We start from the raw sequence: 18,675 nt of genomic DNA, 5'->3' as shown, positions 1-18,675 counted from the left end.
CATGGCAAAATCGCAAAAGCGCAGCAACCGCGAGATTCGCAAGCCCAAGGCGGCGAAACCGAAAGCGCTCACCACCCTCGCCGCCCACGAAGCATCCGCGGTGAAGATGACCGCCAAACCGAAAGGCAAGCACTGAGATGGCCTGCACACGCCGGCGCTGCGGATCGCGTTCGTCGGCAATGCCCTCCCGCGCCGCTGCGGTATAGCCACCTTCACGACCGATCTCGAACTCGCGGTCGGAGCGCTCGGCGAGGTTGCGGATACGGCCATTGTCGCGATGATCGAGCCGGGCGGAGACCATGAATTTCCGCCACCCGTCCGCAAGACGATCCGCCAGGATCAGGCGGCCGACTATCGCGCCGCCGCCGATTTCATCAATCGCGAGGCGTTCGATCTCGTCTGCCTCCAGCATGAGTTCGGCATCTTCGGCGGCGAGGGGGGCGCGCTGATTCTCGGCCTGGTAGCGAGGCTCGATGCGCCGCTCGTCACCACCTTGCACACGGTTCTCGATCGGCCAACCACGGCGCAGCACCGCGTCATGAAGGATATCATTACCGCATCGGCGCGCGTGGTCGTCATGGCCGACAAGGCCCGCGACATGCTGATCGATGTCTATGGCGCCGATCCGGGGAAGATTGACGTTATCGCCCACGGCATTCCCGATGTTCCGCTCGCCTCGGCGCGAGCCGCCAAGGAGCGGTTGGGGTTTACCCATCGCAAGATGATCCTGACATTCGGGCTGATGAGCCCGAACAAGGGCATCGAGACGATGATCGAGGCCATGCCCGAGATTGTCCGGCGCACGCCCGATGCTCTCTATGTGGTGATGGGCGCCACCCACCCCGCCTTGCTGGCCCGTGAGGGCGAGCGTTATCGCGACACGCTGATGGCGCGGGTACGCGAGCTTGGCCTCGATGACCATATCGCGTTCATCAACCGTTTCGTCGACCGCCCCGAACTGCTCGATCATATCGCGATGTGCGATGTCTACGCGACACCCTATCTGTCGGCGGCACAAATGACGTCGGGAACGCTCGCCTATTCGCACGGTCTGGGGCGTCCGGTCGTTTCCACGCCCTATTGGCACGCCGCCGAGTTGCTCGCCGACGGGTCGGGCGTCCTGATCCCGTTCGACAATCCGGCTGGCTTCGGCCCTGCAATCGCCAATCTGCTGGGCGACGAAACCGGACGTCTGGCGATGGGCCGCAAGGCCTATGCGGCGAGCCGTCCCATGATCTGGGCCAATTCGGCGCGGCGCTATGCCGCGAGTTTTCGTAAAGCCTGCCGGGAGCGCAGGCGTGCGTCCGGCGGCCAAGCGGGGGTGCCCGAACCCGGGCCGGTCCGCCTGCGGGCGAACGTCCAAGGCGGCCTTCCACCGATGGCGCTCGACCATCTCGCCGCGATGTCCGACGACACGGGAATATTCCAGCATGCTGTTCACGCGATTGCCGACCGCAGTCACGGATATTGCATCGACGACAATGCGCGGGCGCTGCTGCTGTGCTGCGGTCTCGCCGGCGGCCCCGATGCGGCGCTGGCGCGGCGACTGTCACCCACGTTCGCGGCCTTCATCCAGCACGGATGGAATCCGGACAATCGACGCTTTCGCAATTTCATGGGCTTCGACCGGCGATGGCTCGAAGATGCGGGCTCGGAAGACAGCCACGGGCGGACGCTCTGGGCGCTGGGCGCCTATAGTGCGCGGGCCTGCTCCCTTGGCCATGCGCGCTGGGCAAAAGAGCTGTTCAGCGAGGCGCTGGGCGAGGTCGAGGCCTTCACGTCGCCGCGGCCCTGGGCGTTCACCTTGCTCGGCCTCGCATCCTATTGCGCGGTTTATGCCGAAGATTATGCCGCCGCGCGCCTGCGCGCCGAACTCGCCGGCCGCCTCGAAAGGTTGCTGGACCAACGGGAAGGTCCCGAATGGACATGGTTCGAAAATGGCCTCAGCTATGACAACGCCCGGCTGCCGCAGGCGCTGATCGTCACGGGCGCCGCAGCGCGCTCGGCGACCATGATCGAGGCAGGGCTGCGAAGTCTGCGCTGGCTGGTGACGATGCAGACGGCGCCCGGAGGACATTTCCGCCCCGTCGGCTCGCATGGATTCCTGATGGCCTCGCGCAATAATCCCGAACCGTTCGACCAACAACCGCTGGAGGCTTGCGCGACGATCGCGGCCTGTATCGCGGCGAAAGGCGTCGATCCGGCCTCTTCGTGGCGTGCGGAAGCCGAGCGCGCCTTTGCATGGTTTCTTGGCGCGAACGATCTCGGCATCGGACTGGTCGACGTCGCGACCGGCAGTTGCCGCGACGGGCTCCACCCCGACCGCGCGAACGAGAACCGGGGCGCGGAATCGGTGTTGTCCTTCCTGCTCGCGCTGGCCGACATGCAGCGCCTGAGAGCGACGGGCTGGCGGGCGCCGTCACCGCCGAGCCCATCCCCACACGAAGCCATCGATGCCTGACGGAACTCCGCCATCCGCGCCCTTCTTCAACCGGCAGGCGCTTCACTTGCGGCCCGACCCGTCGCGCGTCGTCGTCCGCCCGTTCCGGCCGGCGGTCGAACCCCGAGACCTGAATCCCGTCGACAAGACCCGCGCCAATCACATCGTCGACCGCGTCCTCGCGATGACCGCGGACGAGACCGACGCGCTGCTTGCCGAAACGCTGCGCAACTTCGACGACCGGCACCGCAACCTCCCCGCAATCTTCGAACGGCGCGCCGCGGAAATGGAGGATGCGTTTGCCGCTCACGCGAGTTTCTCGCAGGCGCAGCGTCAGCTCGTCGGCGCCTATTTCCTCCACGAATACAGCTTCGAAGCGGCGGCGCTGTTCAATCCCAGCATCGTGCCGCACCCCGACCAGTCGGGAGTCGCCGCAGGATGCCGCCGCTTCATTCTCAGCCTGCGCGCCGTCGGCGAAGGCCACATCTCCTCCTTGACGTTTCGGTCGGGAATATTGGCCGCCGACGGAACCGTTACCATCGACCCGCCCGCGCGGCTCGCCGCGACGCCCGTCGTGACCGCCCGTGTCGGCGATCGTCTGGAACTCGGCTTCGATCCCGCCAGCGACATCGCCGAGCGGGTGATCTTCCCCGTCACCGAGATGCAGGCGAACGGGATCGAGGATGCCCGCTTCGTCGCCTTCCACGACGAAGGCCAAACCATCTATTATGCGACCTTCACCGCCTACAGCGGAAGCGGCATAAGGTCGGAGCTGCTCGAAACCCGGGACTTCGTGACATTCCATCTGGCACCGCTCAAGGGCGCCGCGGCGCGCAACAAGGGAATGGCGCTTTTTCCGCGAAAGATCGGCGGGCGATATGCGATGATCGCGCGCCACGACAATGAGAGCCTGCACCTCATCCTGTCGGACGACCTCCACGAATGGGGCCTCGGCGAGGTGATCGTGAAGCCCGAATATCCCTGGGAGTTCGTCCAGATCGGCAATTGCGGCTCGCCAATCGAACTCGACGAAGGCTGGCTGCTCTTCACCCATGGCGTCGGCCCCGTACGCCATTATTCGATCGGCGCGGTTCTGCTCGACAAGGACGATCCCTCGCGCGTGCTCGGGCGCTCGCGCGTACCGCTCGTCCAGCCTGCGACCGCAGAGCGCCATGGCTATGTCCCGAACGTCGTCTATTCGTGCGGCGCCATCAAGGTCGGAGAACGCATCCTGCTTCCCTATGCCATATCGGACGCCTTTTCGACCGTCGCCACGATCAGGATCACGACACTTCTCGACCAGCTCAAGGATTGAAAGGCTTCGACATGGACAAGAACCCGTCCGGCAACGACCGGCCCTGCAAATGCGGCGGTATCGACGCCGCCGAGCGTGAAACACTCGATCGATACGGTATTACCCGCGTGCCCGCCGCGACCTATCTCCTGGACGGTTATCGCTACACCAGCCTTACCGACGCGGTTGCACAGGCACGCCGTTCTCGCATGTGAAGCGAAATCGGACGCTAGCAAGCGACCGGAAATGACTTGAAACGCCGCGGGGCGCTTCCCAAAACGAAGCCCGGCCGGCGCTGGCTGCTCCGCTTGCTCGGCGTTGCTGCTTCTCCACCCTGTTGAGGCCGCTTATCACGATCCGGTCGGTCCAAGGCACCGACGGGGTTACCAACCTGGGATGGCGGCTCACGCGATCGAGGTCAGGAAATCGGATTCTCAGGTCCGCCGCCCGCTCACCTGCCATGCCAGGTCGCCCAGCTTAACCATTTCGCAGCCGCACACCCTGCAGTGGCCGACGGACCGGCCCCGGTCCTGCCGGCTGGTCCTGATGTTAACGACATGGCGGCCGAAAAGATTGTGCAAAATCACGGTCGCGATCCTCGTCGGGGTTGCGCGCCCCCTTCATTGTCCCATTGTTCAATCGCTTGTTGGGCGGGAGACGATGGTGCGATTTGAAGATGGGCTGGTTGCGAGGCTCCCGAGCGGGCGTTGCTCTCACGCGTCCAGCTATCGATTGCGCGCTCGAGGTCGCGCCGCCGGCGCCGCGACTGGCGAAACGCGTTTTCGATCGTTTTCGGGACATGTTCCAGCCCATGATGGAGAAGCCGGTTCCACAGCCGAATGATCCGGCCGAAAGGTCGCGAGGGTTCGTGGATGGCAATCATCGACATAGACTCCCGTCGGCAAGCGGGAGCTCGATGTCTCTCAGTCACGGGAAGCTTGCGATCGAAATCGGGTGATGGCGCATCCTACCACAGACGGACATAATGCCGGCATCAATTCGTCGCGCAGAACGAGACCATTCCACCCGCCCCAGCCTGCATCGTCGCAATTCCTCCGGTTCACCCGAGCCCGGTGCGAAACCGAAGCGTATCACGAGCGCAATAACCGCCGAGCGAGGCTTTTATCTTTCGCGCCTGGCGGATTTTACCGCTCGACTCTCTCGTGGATAAGCCTAGGCTCTCTATACAAAGACTCTCCGATGCGACCCTCGTGAGAGTTGATGGGGCTTCCTTTGGTCACGACCGCAGAGGATGGAAAAAGCCCCGTCGAAGGATGGGGCTTTTTTCTGCTCTGTCGATCCATCCCTACTGCCATCGCCCCTCGGGGTTTCCGGACGCGATCACGATAATGGCGCGCGTTGGCCGCTACCGGGCTGGATAGTTTGTGCGAGTGACCCTGGCCTTGTAATCAGCGGTTGTTCGCACCACATGTGAGATATCGCCAGACTCGTCTTTTGCATGTTGGCGACCGAGAGACTTTCGCGCTCCCGCACATGGGAGACGGAACATGGATCTCAATCAACTTCTCTATCACCATCAGATGGCCTTGATTGCGGTAAGCCGGGCGCGGCGCGATGGGCATCTTCTGTCCAACTTCGATCTGCCTCGCTATTATTCCAAGCGGATCGCCGAATATCGCGACCGGCGCGGCCTCACCGACGGCCCGCCAACAGAAACGCGGCCTGGTTCCGCACGCCCCAAAGCCGACCAGGCAACCTCCGAACCGGTTGCCGGATATGCGGATTTCCTCGGCGACACGCTCATTGCCGAGCTTCTCATTCACAAGGCGCTCAGTATGACACCCCAGGAACGCAGCGCGTCAGCACTCGAAGATATAGTCGGCCGGCTGGCCGAGATCGAGGAAGCGCTCTGGGTCATCGGCCGCGATATCTATAGGTCGCTCGGATACGATGAAATGGCGCTCGCGACTCTCGCCGACGATATGATGATGGACGACGATGTGAGCACTACCAGCACGGTCAAGCCCGGCTCTGCGTGGCGATCGACGGACGAAGGTATCGCCCGCCACGTGGGGCAATTGCCCCGGGCGACTTCGCGAAACACCAACGTTCATGACGAGCGCGCCGAACTCCTTCGCCAGCGGATTCGGGAACGCAGCGTGAGCGGACAAGCCGATGACGCCTGATCGCGAACAAATCATTTCAAGGGCGATGCTCGACGCAGAAAATCGCCACGGCAATGCTTCGGAACAGTTTGCCGTCGGCAAGGAAGTTGAGGCGGTCAGCCTTGGCGATCGCGCGGCCGCCCATATCTGGCAAACCGTTGCCGAACGGCTTCATACACTCCACGATATAGGCAGGCCGCTCGGGGCAAGGACTAAAAAACTGATTATGCGTCGCTGCCAAAGCGACAAGCTAATAGCGAACCGGAACGATGCGGATGCGATCGATTGCACCCGGCGAAGCGTGCGACCGCGCAACCGCTGCCGCGCGCAAATCCTCTAAAATCAACACATCATAACCATTTTCGTCGGGCTGGAGCGGGACGTCGGTTTCGACAATCAGGATCATTTTTCGTTCACGCCCGTCAATCTCCCACTCGTACCAACTCCGCATGATAGGGTCTCGGTTTTCGCTGATATCGGTCATGACCATCTCCCATATGTAAGCGGGAGCACGGGGTCTCTCGGTTGCGGATGCCTACGAAGCGTTCGCCGCAATGATATACATATAGGCATTCGACCGGATCGATATAAGGGGCATCACCTTTGGTGAATTGCCCCGAATTCGTGCCTCGGTTTTCCTGTTCGTCGTAGAAGGCCTTTCATACCCTGAATTCCGAACAAGCTCCATGTGACAGAGGGACAAATATCGTGCTCTCGGCTTGATGCAGGAGCACGCACCATGTGCCTCAAACAGCTACTCGAAGACGAACAGATCGCGCTGATGCGCTATTCCGCCGCGACCGAACTTCTGGACGGTTATCGCTACACCAGCCTTGCCGATGTGGTCGCGCAGGCACGCCGTTTCCGCGTTTGATGCGAAAATCGGACGCTGCCAGCGGCCGAGCGTGACCGGAAGAGTGGCAGGACACGTCCCAAAACGAAACCGGACCACGTATCGACACGCGGCCCGGCTTGGGGACGATCGGTTAGCCGGGGCTAGCTGCTCTGCTTGCCCGGCTTTGCCGCTTCTCCGCCCTGCTGAGGCCGCTTGTCGCGGTCCGGCTGGCCGGGCTGACGGCGATTGCCATCTTCCTGCTGGGGCTGGCGCTCGCCTTCCGGCTTGCGGCCCGGCTGGTTGCCGGTCTGGTTCTGGTCGGGGTTGACCATGACCATTCTCCTCTCTTCAAATGCCCGGTAGTGGGCATGGAGACGACGCGCGAGAGAGGGCATTGTTCCTGTTTATCATGCCGGGCCGCGAATAGAGCGATTCCGTCCGGTCGAGCGGCAGAGCCGATCGTCTCAGCCCCGCCGTTCGCTCGCCTGCCATACCAAGCCGGGTAGTTTGACCATCTCGCAACCGCAAACGGTGCAATGGCTGACGAAGCGCCCCCGATCCCAGTGGCTGGCCTTGAAATCGACGAGGTGACGGCCGAAGAGATTGTGCAGTATCATGATCGCGTTCCTTTCGCTGGTTGTGCTCCGCTCTCATCGTCCCATTGTTCAAGGGCAGGCTGGACAGAAGACGACGACACGACTTGAGGACGGGCTGGTTGCGAGGCCCCCGAGCAGGCGCCTTTTTCGCGCACCCAGCTATCGATTGCGCGCTCGAGGTCGCGCCGGCGCCGCCGCGACTGGTGAAACGCATTTTCCATTGTTTGCGGGACATGTTCCAGCCCGTGATGGAGAAGCCGGTTCCACAACCGAATGATCCGGCCGAAAGGTCGCGAGGGTTCGGGGATAGCAATCATGGAATAGACTCCCGCTGAGCAAGCGGGAGCTCGATGTCTCTCAGTCACGGGAAGCTTGCGATCGAAATCGGGTGATGGTGCATCCTACCACAGACGGACATGATGCGGGCATCAATTCGCCACGCCGAAAGGGTCTACGCACCGGCATCAGGCGGCATCCTCGTCATCCCCCCGGCGCTGGCGCAGTTCTGGCGCTTCGCCAGGCGGGATGTCGGGACGGCGCTCGAAGGCGCCGCCCTCCCCGGACATGCGCTCCTTCTGAACTATGGCCGCCGCACGCGTCTTCGAGATGCCGAGGCTGCGCAGCGCATAGTCCGCAAGGCCGAACGACAGCTCGCGCGCGCCCATGATCGCGAGGCCGACGCCCTGACCTTCGAGATGGGCGACCTCGGCTTCGCTGTGGGTCCGGATCGCGGTGTCGATTTCGGGATTGAGCTCGCGCGCGATCTCGATGATGCGCCGTGTCTGAAAGCCCTCCGGGGTCGCGATCACGAGCAGCCGCGCTTGGGCGATATCTGCTGCCTCCAAAATACCGGGGGTCGATGCTTCGCCATAGACGGCCGTAATGCCGCGCTCGCGCAGCGCCTCGACGCGGCGTCGATCCTTGTCGACGACGATGAGGGGTAGGCCGGCTTCCGCGAGCATCCTGCCGACCACGCGCCCGACCCGGCCGTAGCCGACGACGACCGCGTGATGGCGAAAGCGGCCGTGCTTCGCGTCGGGCAGACGGGAAAGGCTCTCATCGCCTCCCCGCTCCAGCAATGCCAACAGCCGCGGTCGTCGTCGCAGCCATCTCTCGAAGCCGTCGAAAGCGATGAAGACGAGCGGATTGAACGTAATCGACAGCAGCGCGCCGGCGAGGATCAAGTCCCTCGCTTCCGCCTCGACCAGCCCCAAGGTGACGCCCAGGCCGATCAGGATGAAGGAGAACTCGCCGATCTGCGCCAGGCTCGCCGAGACGGTCAGCGCCGTCCGCGCCGGATAGCCGAAGGCCAGCACAATCCCGAACGCCGCAACCGACTTGCCGGCCAGAATGATCGCCAGCACTGCCAGAACGGCGGACGGTTCACGGACCAGGATGCCCGGATCGAACAGCATCCCGACCGAGACGAAGAACAGGACGGCAAAAGCATCCTGCAACGGCAGCGAGTCCGCGGCCGCCTGATGACTGAAATCGCTTTCGCTGAGGATCACGCCAGCAAAGAAGGCGCCGAGCGCAAAGGACACGCCGAACAGGGCGGCCGAGCCGAAAGCAATCCCGAGCGCGGTCGCGAGAACCGAGAGGGTAAACAACTCGCGCGAGCCCGTCCGGGCGACGCGCTCCAATATCCAGGGCGCGGCGCGCGTGCCGACGACGAGGACGAGGATGAGGAACAACGCGACCTTTCCGAGCGTGACGAGCAAGGCGAGCGCGATTTCGCCCGCGCCGCCCGAAGCCCCTTCACCCCCGGGCGCGCCCGCCAATGCCGGCAGCAATACTAAGGCCAGCACCATGACGAGATCCTCGACGATCAACCAGCCGACGGCGATCCGGCCGTTGATCGAATCCAGCGTATTGCGCTGCTCGAGTGCGCGTAGCAGTACGACGGTCGATGCGACCGACAGGGCAAGACCGAAAACCAGGCCGGCGCCGATCGTCCATCCCCAGAGATGTGCGAGACTCGCACCAAGCAGCGTCGCGACCATGATCTGTACGATCGCGCCGGGAATGGCGATCCTGCGGACGGCGATCAGATCCTTGATCGAGAAATGCAGTCCGACACCGAACATCAGCAGGATGATGCCGATTTCGGCGAGTTGGTTCGCTACATCGGCGTCACCCACGAAACCCGGCGTGAAAGGGCCCACCGCCACGCCCGCGAGCAGATAGCCGACGAGCGGTGGCAGCTTCAGCCTGCTCGCGACAAACCCGCCGATGAAGGCGAGGACCAGTCCCATGACAAGCATGGCGAGAAGACTGGTATCATGAGGCAATAACGATCCTTCCGGAAAGGGTCGCCATGCAGAAGGCGGCCGCGCCATCAGCGATGGCAGAAGGTCGATCCTACAACGGCGACGGTGCCAAGGCCATGCAGCAGCTTGAATCGTACGTCAGCAAGCCAGAGACGAAGTTTCCCCAAAGCTCCATCCGGGCCGTCGACGAATATCATCGCTCTGCCCTAGCATTGGACATGCATCATCCCCACATGGAAGATATCGCACCCCATGCCTTGAGCGCCGGTGCGACTGAGAGATGCCTCCATACTCCCGCTCGACGACGGAGCCGGGTCATGCCGAATATATCAGAAGTTTTGAAGTCCGGGCGGGCCGCAGCCGCGCCTCGCGTGATGGCGTTGCCTTCGCGGCATGAAGCGGACAGGCGATCCGCAGTCGAGAGTTGGGAAAATGAAGGCGGCCATTTCCCCGAGTTCGCGCCCTTCCGAAATCCCCGCCCTGCGGCTCCCGAACCGGCGGCGACCGACTGCGATACGCAGAGAGCGGAAATAGACTGGTTGACCCGTAAACTCGCCGACGATTTCGCCAATGGGCGCGTCGGCAAACGGTACAGCACCTATCAACATCGCACACGGGTCATTCGCCAACTGACGGCGATATGGGCCGCGGGGCGCCACTGATCGCCCCCGGCAGGCTGTTTGTTCCAAGGCCAGCGGCGCGTGCGCTCCAGCCCGTCATTTCTGTCCGAGCTTTGCGTGTCGGCTCAGGCAGCGACGGGGGCATTCGCGCGCATCTCATCAAATCTCCCAGCCGTCTCCCAAGTCCGTTGATAAAATCCCGACTAGAAACAATATAAATTACCCAATTTAGTATCATGATAGGAGGGAATATATCGAATCTTGAAACGATAATTTCAGGAATCAAGGATATAGGGGAACAATAATGAATACTGAGCGTTTTTAATAGCGAGCGGCATCTTGCCAGCTCCAGGAGCCCCCAAATGTACAGGTTTATTCTCGCGGCGAATATCGCCGCCATCGCCCTTGTTCCGTCCATCGCCGGCGCACGAACGCAGTCGCAGGCGACCTGCGAAGAACAGCGCTCGACGCGCGTCGTCGCCACGATCGGCGGCGCCGCGGCCGGCGGAGTGCTCGGCAATGTCGTCGCCGGTCGTGGCGACAAGACGGTCGGAACCGTGATCGGCGCCGCCGCAGGAGCCGTTCTCGCCAACCAGATCGCCAAACCGACGCGCGATTGCCGCGATGCCTTTGGCTATTACGATAATGAAAATCGCTGGCACGCGACCGGCGTGAACTCCTCCGATGCCCGCGGCTACTATGATCGTGACGGGATATGGGTCGATGGTCCGCCCAACGGTCGATATGGCAGCGATGGCCGCTGGGTCACTTACGCGGCGTCCAGTCGCGGAGAAGGCGACTATCGGCCGGGCGGCGAATGGGTGCCCGCATCGGCGAACGGTTATTACGACCGCGACGACATCTGGGTTCCGGGTTCGGCAAGCGGCCGGTATGACGATCGCGGGCGCTGGATCGGAAACGCCGCATCAGCCACGGCAACTCGCCGCGACGATGCCTATGGCTATTACGACACCGCGGGCGCCTGGCACGCGACATCAACCGCGCGCGGCCGGGCTACCGGCTATTATGACCGCGACAACAAGTGGGTCACCGGAACGCCGAACGGCTATTATGACGAACGGCGCAACTGGATTCCCCAGCGCGAGGACGGAACGGCAAGCGGCAGCTATTACGGCCAGAACCGCTGGATACCGGCCTCTTCGGCAGGCTATTACGATGACAATGATCGCTGGATATCCGGCGCGGCAAGCGGCCACTATGATCAGCGCGGCCGCTGGGTCGCCGGCGTTACCGTCGGTCATTACGACGCGAACGGTCGCTGGATTGCCGGCGCGGCGGGCGGACGCCGCGACGCGAACGGACATTGGGTCGCCGATCCGCATCCCGGCTATTATGATCGGAATGGCCGATGGAACGCCGGGGCGACGACGGGCTATTACGACGCCCGTGGTCGCTGGGTTCCTACCGGGCGCGAGGGCATGGGCAGCGACTATGGGGCGAACCGCCCCGCTATCCTCTCGCAGCTCGCCAACCTCGACCGATATGTCCGCACCGCCCGATCGGAGCGCACGATCGACAACCGGACGGCCATGAGTGCCAGCCGCGAGCTGCGATCCATTCGCGCCAGCGAGCGGGCCATGCATCATGACCGGATGGACCGGCTGTCAGAGCGCAACGAAGCCGCGCTTCAGTCGCGGATCGATCGCCTGAATCTTCGCCTGCGGCTCAGCCCGCAGTAAAACGAACGTCCATTAAAGGGGATCTGCCGCTTCCGCTCTATGCGGAGGCGGCAGCTTTTCGTCTGGATCATGGCGAGCGGCAGGCCGATCTTATTAGCTGGTCTAGCCGCTTCAGCTTACACCGACCGGCTCTTCGTGCACGATCGAGACCCTTGTGCCGGGACTGGCTCCCGCCGTTTCGACGGTCGCGCGAAGCTGCTTCGCCAAGGCCTCGACAATACTGGTACCGAGGCCGGGCTTGGCCGCGGCCAGCTTGTGCGGTGTGCCTACGCCGTCGTCATGGACCGTCAACTTCCATGCCTCGCCCAGCGCATGATAATCCACCAGGATCGTTCCACCGCGTTCGCCCGGGAACGCATGTTTGAGCGCATTGATGACGAGTTCGGTCACGATCAACCCGAGGCTGACCGAAATGTCGGCATTCACCTTGCTGTCGTCGGCGCTCACCCTGAGCGATACAAGATCCGAATCACAGATCATCGATGCGCCGAGGCTCTCGCAAAGCTGCGTGAAATAGGCGCCCAATTCGACCTCGCCCAGCCGCGACGCCGCCAGTTGTTGCTGGACGGTGGCAATCGACATCACGCGATTATGCGCATCGCGAAGATGGCTTCTCGTCTCTTCAGATTGCACCCGCCTCGCGCTCTGCATGAGCACGCTCGCAATGATCTGAAGACTGTTGGCGACGCGATGCTGAAGTTCCTGAAGGAGGATCGCCTTCTCGCGCAACAGATCGTCCTTCAGCTTTTCGCTGATCCGCGCTTCGGTCACGTCCGAAATGGTCAGCAGCAAACGCGGTCGGGCGAGATCGCCATAGTCGAGCATCTTCGCATGGAGCACGAGCCGGCGGGGCGCGTGCGGGCCATCGAGATCCATTTCATAGGATTCTATCTGTGCATCGCCGTGAAAGGTGACGCCGAGCAACGTCCGAAGTTGCGGCACGTCCCACTCGCCGTCTCCCAGTTCCAGCGGCGTCCGCCCGACCGCTTGCCGCGGGTCGAGCGCGAAGGCGCGGCAGAAGGATGTGCTGGCGGCAATGATCGTGAAATTCTGGTCGAGCAGCAGGGCGGGTGCGTCGGAGGCGGTAATGACGGCAAGCGCCAGATTGAGCGCGACGTCGGGGTGGGTGGTGTGGGTCATCATGGCCCCTTTCGGGGATACCGGAGAGCTGACGGGCTTGAAAGCCGGGTCCGGGGAGAAACGGCGCGCTCGCGAATACGACAAGGGCGCCCTGAACATGGAGGGTATATCATGAATGCAGGCGCGGTGCGCGAAGATTCCGCTCCATCGGCGGTGGCACACGGTTGACTGCGCACAAGGTTCGGCATTGGAGCGTGTCGCCATCGGTCGCGAGAGCCAAACGACCGCTTTCAAGTGGCGAATGACTCAGGCTGAAAGGCTGTATTCGGGCGCGTTGCTGCCGATGCCCGCACCCATGATTGCAAGTGGCTCGCGGCTCGCTATAGCCGCGGGCATGACCGATGACCTGACCACCATCGTCCTCGGCGCAATTGAGCGCGCTCCGCAGTGGATTCGCCGCGACCTCGAATCCAGAGACCGCGTCGTCCGCATCCAGGCTGAAGAATCGCTGGCGGCAATGATTGCAGACACGCTGCGCAAAACCGAAAAACCTTCGACTTAGTCGTTTGAATCAATCAAGGTTGCGCCATTCTCCAATCTGGCACTGGTCCGACTGACCGACGAACGCGCAGCTCCAATCCTTCCTCATCGTCTCCGGGAGAGGGTCGCTCATCGGACTAATGGCGGAATGCCAATTTAATCGGCGGCCCTCGCATGCGGGCGCATCGCGACCTATATAGATGCCACGCCCGGCCCGGAGTGGAGAGATTGCCTCCCGCAGACGATCGACAGCGGGGAACCGACCGCCGCCAACGCCGAATCGGGTTACGGACCTGATGCAGACCCGCGGGCATGACCCACGCACCTGCCCCACCTGTCGCCCCGAACCGCCTCGCTAACGCAGCCAATCTGCTAGCGCGCGCGCTGGACAGCCTTTCCGCCTCGAACACCGCGCGCATCGAAGATCTGACCGACGCGATCCGCGAGGCCGAGACCTATTTGCATCGCCGCGCAGCATATAATGCGCGCGACCGGGCATGCTATCGCACGGGCAGCGCACTCGAGCCGAATCGCGGTCACCTTCTCGACGACATCGCGCTCGCGGGTTTCGATCACCTCGGTGCATTCGGCCTCTTGCTCCTTGTCGACGTAGCACGGCATCATCCGGGCGAGAGCTTGAGCGGCCTGCTCCGGATATTGTTCGATTCCGAGGCTGGCGCTTGCATCCGCGCGTGGGGAAGCTGGTCCCGGCTGACCTGGCTCCGGCAACTCTACATCAACGAAACCGTCACCTTCCTCCGTTCGAAAATGGGACGCGACCCAAAGCAAAGCTGGCGGCACGACAAGGTCACGGTCAACCAGAAGCATCTGGTCCGGGAGATCGCCCGGACACTCGGCATCGCCGAGCCGAAGTTCCAAAAACGCGGCAGCGCCTTCGAGTGGCTCAAGGAGCAAGGCGGAAATCCGAGATTCTGGACGCCGCCGTCCATGCCGGCGCTGCCGGCACTTCCGGAGCATCTCGCATGACCGACAGCATCCATGATGATTGCGCGCCCGAACCGATGGCAGTTCATGACCTCGCCGCACTGGAACAGCGGATCCAACTCCGACTGCAGGAACGCCATCACCTGGCCGCAGCCTTCGATGCGCTGGCTAATCGCGTCAGGACCGCGCTTGAAGGCGGACGATCACCGCTGACGCAGATCGACGAACTCGATCAATTGAACCGCCGAATTCATCAACTAGAACTCGACCTTGCAGAAGAAATGGTTAACACATCAGAAAATATTACCTTTTCCGAGCCAAAACATAGTTAAGAGAGCGTTGTCATAAGATAATGTATTAAAAATAGATAGATAAGGTTGAAAGCGATCACGGATGTTCCATATACGTTCCAACGGCAACATCGTCGTGCAGAATGAGGTGGTAAATAGCTTATGAAGAAATACTTATATCCATTCGGATCATCTCCCGCCAATCTCGGCGTAGCTCTGACGTCCACGCTTGCTTATCAGGCGGAGGATTATGCCCTCCCGAAGCTCTCGAACGAAGAAATCAAAAAGCTCCTCGCGAAAAAGGTGGAACTGACCGTGCTGGATCTGGTCATCCTCGAGCAGCAGCGTCGCTATTATGACGCCTCGATTGTGGAGCGCACGCAAGCGGGCTTCGATAACTGGATCCAGCGCTGCCTTCTCCGTGTCCCCGACAAGGCAGCGCGACTCGAAATGGCCGATCTGCTCTGCATCGATGATCTGGATCTGCTCGCGAGCGACTTCGATGCGCTCAATGTGATGGATCCCGTTCTGGTCACCTACCTCCTCGAGGGGCGCGGCGTCGCCGCCGCGTGTGCGGTTCCGCGCGAAGGTTATGGCGATAAATATGACGCTAAAGACGTGCTGGCGATCATCGCTACCGTTTCGCGACTCTGGATCGCCCACGATCTGCAAATGGAGGCAGCGGCCGCACATGTCCGCATTTATCGTCCAACCGAACTGCCGCCGCTCGATGGCGCGGCAAACGGAAAGGCTCCGCTGAACGCGAGCCTCGCCGTCCGCATCTCCGACGAACTGGAGCTCTTCGAGGAAGCGGCGCGACTCTATTTCGGGGAGGAGGACAAGCCGGTGCCTCAAGACTTCCAGGCCTCGTTCGCGCACCACGGCTTGATCATCGACACGGATCGCGGGAGCTACGCCGTTAACTGGCCTTCTTGGGGAGGCCTCCCTTTCGGGCGAGATGCAACCGAAGCGGAGGCCAAGCCGTTTCGCGATGCCGGCGATCTCGAGCAGCGGGCGAAGACCGCGCTGGTTGCGTGGCGCGTGGCCCATGGCGACGATCTTGAAGCCTATATTCTGCAGCGCATGATGGAAGCGCGGGCGCTGCTTCGCCAGCTGCGCTCTGACGTCAACAATATCCGTTCTGACAAGTCGCTCTCTCGCCAGCCCGTCTACAAGCGCCGCGAATTCGATCCTTTGGCCCGGCTGTGGCTCGCCTGCGAGCGTGCCGTGGCCTGGACGGGCCCGGTCAATGATAGCGAGAAGGCCATCTACAAACCCCAGCCGGAAGTATTGGATTTGGCGATCGAGGCGGTGCGTTTCGGTAAGCGCGTAACACTCCCAGCGATCAAGCGTCACAATGTGCATCGCGCAAACCGCCTCTTCTTCCTGCTTCGCTGTACGGTTACGCGCGATCCGGGACACCTCCCCAAGGGCCTGCTGGCGGTCACCGACAGCGCCGGCAACGCCATAATCGCCGGAACGCGCGAAATCGCTGAAGCCCACCGCGGCGAACCGTTCACCTTCGAAGAAATTCACGCGCACCAGCAGTCGCGTATCGGAACCGGTGAACGCCGCGATCCGAAAGAGGCTTATTCGCACGCCTATACCCGTATCGGGAAGGCTTTCGCGAAGGCATTCGCCCGCAACCCGACCACCGAAAGCCGCATTATCGCGGAGCAGGCCTGGGGTCCGATCGGCTGGCGCCTGGGCATGCCCTCCAACGGATAGTCGTTAAACCTGTCTGGCGGGCACCAATCAGGGGCGGAATGACAGGATTTCCGCCCCTTTTTGCACCCGGTGGATCGCCCCGCGCCGCCAACGCCGAATCGGGTTCAGCGGCTAGCGCATCAGCATCGTCATGTCCGACGATGTTCCAGAGACACAGAAGCAAAGCCGAGCTGGGCCCCGTCGAGGGTCCCGGACGACGGCCGCGCGTCCCGTGGTTTGCGACCTGCCGGACATGCTGTCGCTGCTCCCGGAAGAGGCCAGGCTCGTCGAATATCATCTCGCCGACCGCCTGCGCCTGCTCTTCGAATGAAGCGGCAGAAAATGGTGAAAAACATGGAATTGAAGGAAATTGAAATGGTGAAGTCGAAGGTTACACTCAAAGCATTTGGTTATGTGCGCGTGAGCGTCGACGAAGAGGGCGAGAACAACGCGAGCATTGCGAGCCAGAAGGCGGCGATTGAAGCCTATGCCGAGAAGGAAGGGATCGAGCTTCTCGAAATTTTTGAAGAACCCGGGGTCTCGGGCCGCAGCCTTGCTCGCAAGCAGTTCGACAAGATGATTGATCTCGCGACCGGCCCCGAGCACCCGGTGCAGGTGGTTATCGTCTATAACCTCAATCGCTTTGCCCGGCGCTTGCTCACCCAGGTTGTTACCGAACATCGTTTGCAGACCGCGGGTGTGCGCCTTATTTCAATCACCGAGGATTTTGGGCCGGGCCCGAACGGCCAGATGATGCGTTCCATGGTTGCGATCATGAACGAAAAATATGCCAATGACGCGTCGCTGTTTACGCGGCGTGATCGTCGGACCAACGCGCGCTCGGGCTATTGGAACGGCGGCACCGTGCCCTACGGCTACAAGACCGAAACCGCCGCGATTGAGGGTAACAAGGAACGCAAGAAGCTCGCGATCGTCGAGCATGAGGCCGCTGTCGTTCGCCGTATCTACGCTCTGGCCCGCCATGGCCTCAGCGGCCAGCCAATGGGGACGCGGTCCATAGCCGAATGGCTCACAGCCAACGGCTATACGATGCGTGGCAATCCCTTCTTTCATTCCGCGGTCGACGGCATTCTGACGCGGCCGCATTACCGAGGAGCCTATCCGGACAAAACTGCCGACGATAACGGTCGCGTCCCCGGACCCGAGGACTGGATCTGGGTTGAATGCCCCCGCATCATCGAGCCCGAGGAAGCCGAAATCGTCGCTGCGACCCGCGCAAAGGCCGCGCCGACAAAGACTCCGCCGCGGATCACGAACGGACGTCCTTTGCTCACTAGCGTGGCCGTTTGCGACATGCCCGGCTGCGACCATGGATTGACGATCCGCACGGGCAAAGGTGGCCGGTACAGCTATTACACGTGCAACGCCAAGGCGAATGGGTCCGCGAGCCGTTGTTCCTGCAAAAGCATCCGTGAAGAACAGCTCGACGAAATCGTCCTCGAAGCAGTGAAAGAGCGCATTCTTGAGCCCCTCCGCCTCCGCGAACTGCTGGGCCATGTGCTTGAGGCTTCGGACGAGGCCAATGAACGCCGAGCGCACGATCTCCAGCAGGCGCGCGCCGAACGTACTCGGGCCGAAACCGCTATTGGCAAGCTGATGGAACTCGTCGAGACAGGGCTCATGTCGCCGCGCGATCCCACCGTCGCCAAGCGTTTCGCTGAGCATCGCACCAAAGTGGCCTCGCTGAACGATACGATCGAAAGCCTCGAGCGGCAGATGGAAAAGGGCAAGCGCCGCATCACGCCCGAAATCATCGATCGCTTCGGGAATATGCTTCGCGAAAAGCTTGAGGCCGACGATCCCGTTCTTCGGAAAGCCTATGTCCGTCTCATCATCGGCAAGGTCGGTCTCGGCAATGACCAGATCACGATCTCCGGCTCGAAACTCGCGCTCGAGCATGCCCTCGTTCGGGGTGACCGCCACCCTGGCGGGGTGGTGCCCAGTTTTGACCGGGAATGGTGCCCAGAAGAGGACTCGAACCTCCACGACCTTGCGATCGCCAGCACCTGAAGCTGGTGCGTCTACCAATTCCGCCATCTGGGCACGGGGTAGGAGCGGGCGCTTAGCGGCGCGGCTATCGGCTTGTCAACCGCGTCGCGGTGGCCGGGACGCATTTTATCGCAAAGCCACCGGTTTTGCGTCATATGGCCGCCTCGCCCCCTTGCTCCCCTTCCCGCTTCGCGGCATGGGAAGGCCGTCGGCGCGCCCCGC

At 62.2% G+C, this 18,675-nt stretch carries 18 protein-coding genes, 1 tRNA gene and 1 pseudogene; 13 read left to right on the top strand and 7 right to left on the bottom strand.

Annotated elements, in window-relative coordinates; translation table 11 throughout:
• The first annotated feature begins 1 nt into the window (after position 1).
• The 5 genes from OVY29_RS01215 (at position 2) to OVY29_RS01195 (ending at position 5,881) form a co-directional block, all read left to right on the top strand.
• Complete coding sequence (locus OVY29_RS01215; protein WP_257720450.1) at positions 2–136, top strand: hypothetical protein; 135 nt, start codon at positions 2–4, stop codon at positions 134–136.
• A 141-nt stretch (positions 137–277) separates the two neighbouring features.
• Positions 278–2,461: a glycosyltransferase family 4 protein gene (locus OVY29_RS01210; protein WP_313910667.1), complete on the top strand. Its 2,184-nt coding sequence runs from the start codon at positions 278–280 to the stop codon at positions 2,459–2,461.
• Complete coding sequence (locus OVY29_RS01205; RefSeq protein ID WP_054727985.1) at positions 2,454–3,755, top strand: glycoside hydrolase family 130 protein; 1,302 nt, start codon at positions 2,454–2,456, stop codon at positions 3,753–3,755. The genes OVY29_RS01210 and OVY29_RS01205 overlap by 8 nt, the downstream gene beginning before the upstream one ends.
• Positions 3,756–3,766: 11 nt before the next feature.
• Positions 3,767–3,949 (top strand): hypothetical protein, encoded by a 183-nt coding sequence (locus OVY29_RS01200; RefSeq protein WP_145923394.1) that lies wholly within the window; start codon positions 3,767–3,769, stop codon positions 3,947–3,949.
• Positions 3,950–5,242: 1,293 nt separating this feature from the next.
• Complete coding sequence (locus OVY29_RS01195) at positions 5,243–5,881, top strand: hypothetical protein (RefSeq protein ID WP_054727991.1); 639 nt, start codon at positions 5,243–5,245, stop codon at positions 5,879–5,881.
• Between the two features lie 16 nt (positions 5,882–5,897).
• On the opposite strand, the gene OVY29_RS01190 is transcribed toward OVY29_RS01195, so the two are convergent.
• Together OVY29_RS01190 and OVY29_RS01185 are read right to left on the bottom strand one after the other, a co-directional pair.
• The gene (locus tag OVY29_RS01190) at positions 5,898–6,035 is read right to left on the bottom strand and encodes a hypothetical protein (protein ID WP_156344031.1); all 138 of its coding nucleotides are present in this window, start codon (positions 6,033–6,035) and stop codon (positions 5,898–5,900) included.
• 75 nt (positions 6,036–6,110) lie between these two features.
• Positions 6,111–6,344, bottom strand: a complete 234-nt coding sequence (locus OVY29_RS01185; RefSeq protein ID WP_145923393.1) for a hypothetical protein — start codon at positions 6,342–6,344, stop codon at positions 6,111–6,113.
• 255 nt (positions 6,345–6,599) lie between these two features.
• Between OVY29_RS01185 and OVY29_RS01180 the strand changes: the two genes are divergently transcribed.
• Entirely contained in the window at positions 6,600–6,734 is a 135-nt protein-coding gene (locus OVY29_RS01180) for a hypothetical protein (protein ID WP_257720451.1), read from the top strand.
• Positions 6,735–6,856: 122 nt separating this feature from the next.
• Here OVY29_RS01180 and OVY29_RS01175 read toward each other — a convergent pair whose 3' ends face one another.
• The 3 genes from OVY29_RS01175 to ybaL all read right to left on the bottom strand — a co-directional run bounded on the left by OVY29_RS01175 (position 6,857) and on the right by ybaL (position 9,582).
• On the bottom strand, positions 6,857–7,027 hold the full coding sequence (locus tag OVY29_RS01175) for a hypothetical protein (RefSeq protein ID WP_156344032.1): 171 nt from the start codon (positions 7,025–7,027) through the stop codon (positions 6,857–6,859).
• A gap of 132 nt (positions 7,028–7,159) precedes the next feature.
• A complete protein-coding gene (locus OVY29_RS01170) occupies positions 7,160–7,312 on the bottom strand; it encodes a hypothetical protein (RefSeq protein ID WP_156344033.1) in 153 nt (50 codons plus the stop codon).
• A gap of 443 nt (positions 7,313–7,755) precedes the next feature.
• Positions 7,756–9,582, bottom strand: coding sequence for a YbaL family putative K(+) efflux transporter (gene ybaL / locus OVY29_RS01165; protein WP_054727993.1), 1,827 nt, complete (start codon positions 9,580–9,582; stop codon positions 7,756–7,758).
• 26 nt (positions 9,583–9,608) lie between these two features.
• Here ybaL and OVY29_RS01160 point away from each other — a divergent pair, with 26 nt between their 5' ends.
• Positions 9,609–10,223: a hypothetical protein gene (locus tag OVY29_RS01160; protein WP_313910664.1), complete on the top strand. Its 615-nt coding sequence runs from the start codon at positions 9,609–9,611 to the stop codon at positions 10,221–10,223.
• Positions 10,224–10,543: 320 nt separating this feature from the next.
• Positions 10,544–11,881 (top strand): glycine zipper 2TM domain-containing protein, encoded by a 1,338-nt coding sequence (locus OVY29_RS01155; RefSeq protein ID WP_313910663.1) that lies wholly within the window; start codon positions 10,544–10,546, stop codon positions 11,879–11,881.
• A 111-nt stretch (positions 11,882–11,992) separates the two neighbouring features.
• Here OVY29_RS01155 and OVY29_RS01150 read toward each other — a convergent pair whose 3' ends face one another.
• On the bottom strand, positions 11,993–13,225 hold the full coding sequence (locus OVY29_RS01150) for a sensor histidine kinase (RefSeq protein ID WP_234716151.1): 1,233 nt from the start codon (positions 13,223–13,225) through the stop codon (positions 11,993–11,995).
• Positions 13,226–13,355: 130 nt separating this feature from the next.
• On the opposite strand from OVY29_RS01150, the gene OVY29_RS01145 reads away from it, so the two are divergent.
• The 5 genes and pseudogenes from OVY29_RS01145 to OVY29_RS24655 all read left to right on the top strand — a co-directional run.
• The gene (locus OVY29_RS01145; protein ID WP_293645027.1) at positions 13,356–13,523 is read left to right on the top strand and encodes a DUF6771 family protein; all 168 of its coding nucleotides are present in this window, start codon (positions 13,356–13,358) and stop codon (positions 13,521–13,523) included.
• A 290-nt stretch (positions 13,524–13,813) separates the two neighbouring features.
• Positions 13,814–14,488 carry a hypothetical protein gene (locus OVY29_RS01140; protein ID WP_313910662.1) on the top strand — a complete coding sequence of 225 codons (675 nt, stop codon included), beginning with the start codon at positions 13,814–13,816 and terminating at the stop codon, positions 14,486–14,488.
• A complete protein-coding gene (locus tag OVY29_RS01135) occupies positions 14,485–14,778 on the top strand; it encodes a hypothetical protein (RefSeq protein WP_313910661.1) in 294 nt (97 codons plus the stop codon). Before OVY29_RS01140 ends, OVY29_RS01135 begins: the two co-directional genes overlap by 4 nt.
• A gap of 120 nt (positions 14,779–14,898) precedes the next feature.
• A complete protein-coding gene (locus tag OVY29_RS01130; RefSeq protein ID WP_313910660.1) occupies positions 14,899–16,464 on the top strand; it encodes a hypothetical protein in 1,566 nt (521 codons plus the stop codon).
• Between the two features lie 306 nt (positions 16,465–16,770).
• Positions 16,771–17,856: pseudogene (locus OVY29_RS24655) on the top strand (recombinase family protein); the annotation flags it as partial.
• 564 nt (positions 17,857–18,420) lie between these two features.
• On the opposite strand, the gene OVY29_RS01115 reads toward OVY29_RS24655, so the two are convergent.
• Positions 18,421–18,507, bottom strand: a tRNA-Leu gene (locus tag OVY29_RS01115).
• Positions 18,508–18,675: the final 168 nt, after the last annotated feature.

The organism is Sphingopyxis sp. SE2 (assembly GCF_032227185.1).
In the GTDB taxonomy this organism is placed as follows: domain Bacteria; phylum Pseudomonadota; class Alphaproteobacteria; order Sphingomonadales; family Sphingomonadaceae; genus Sphingopyxis.
This window is presented reverse-complemented; position numbering and strand designations above follow the sequence as displayed.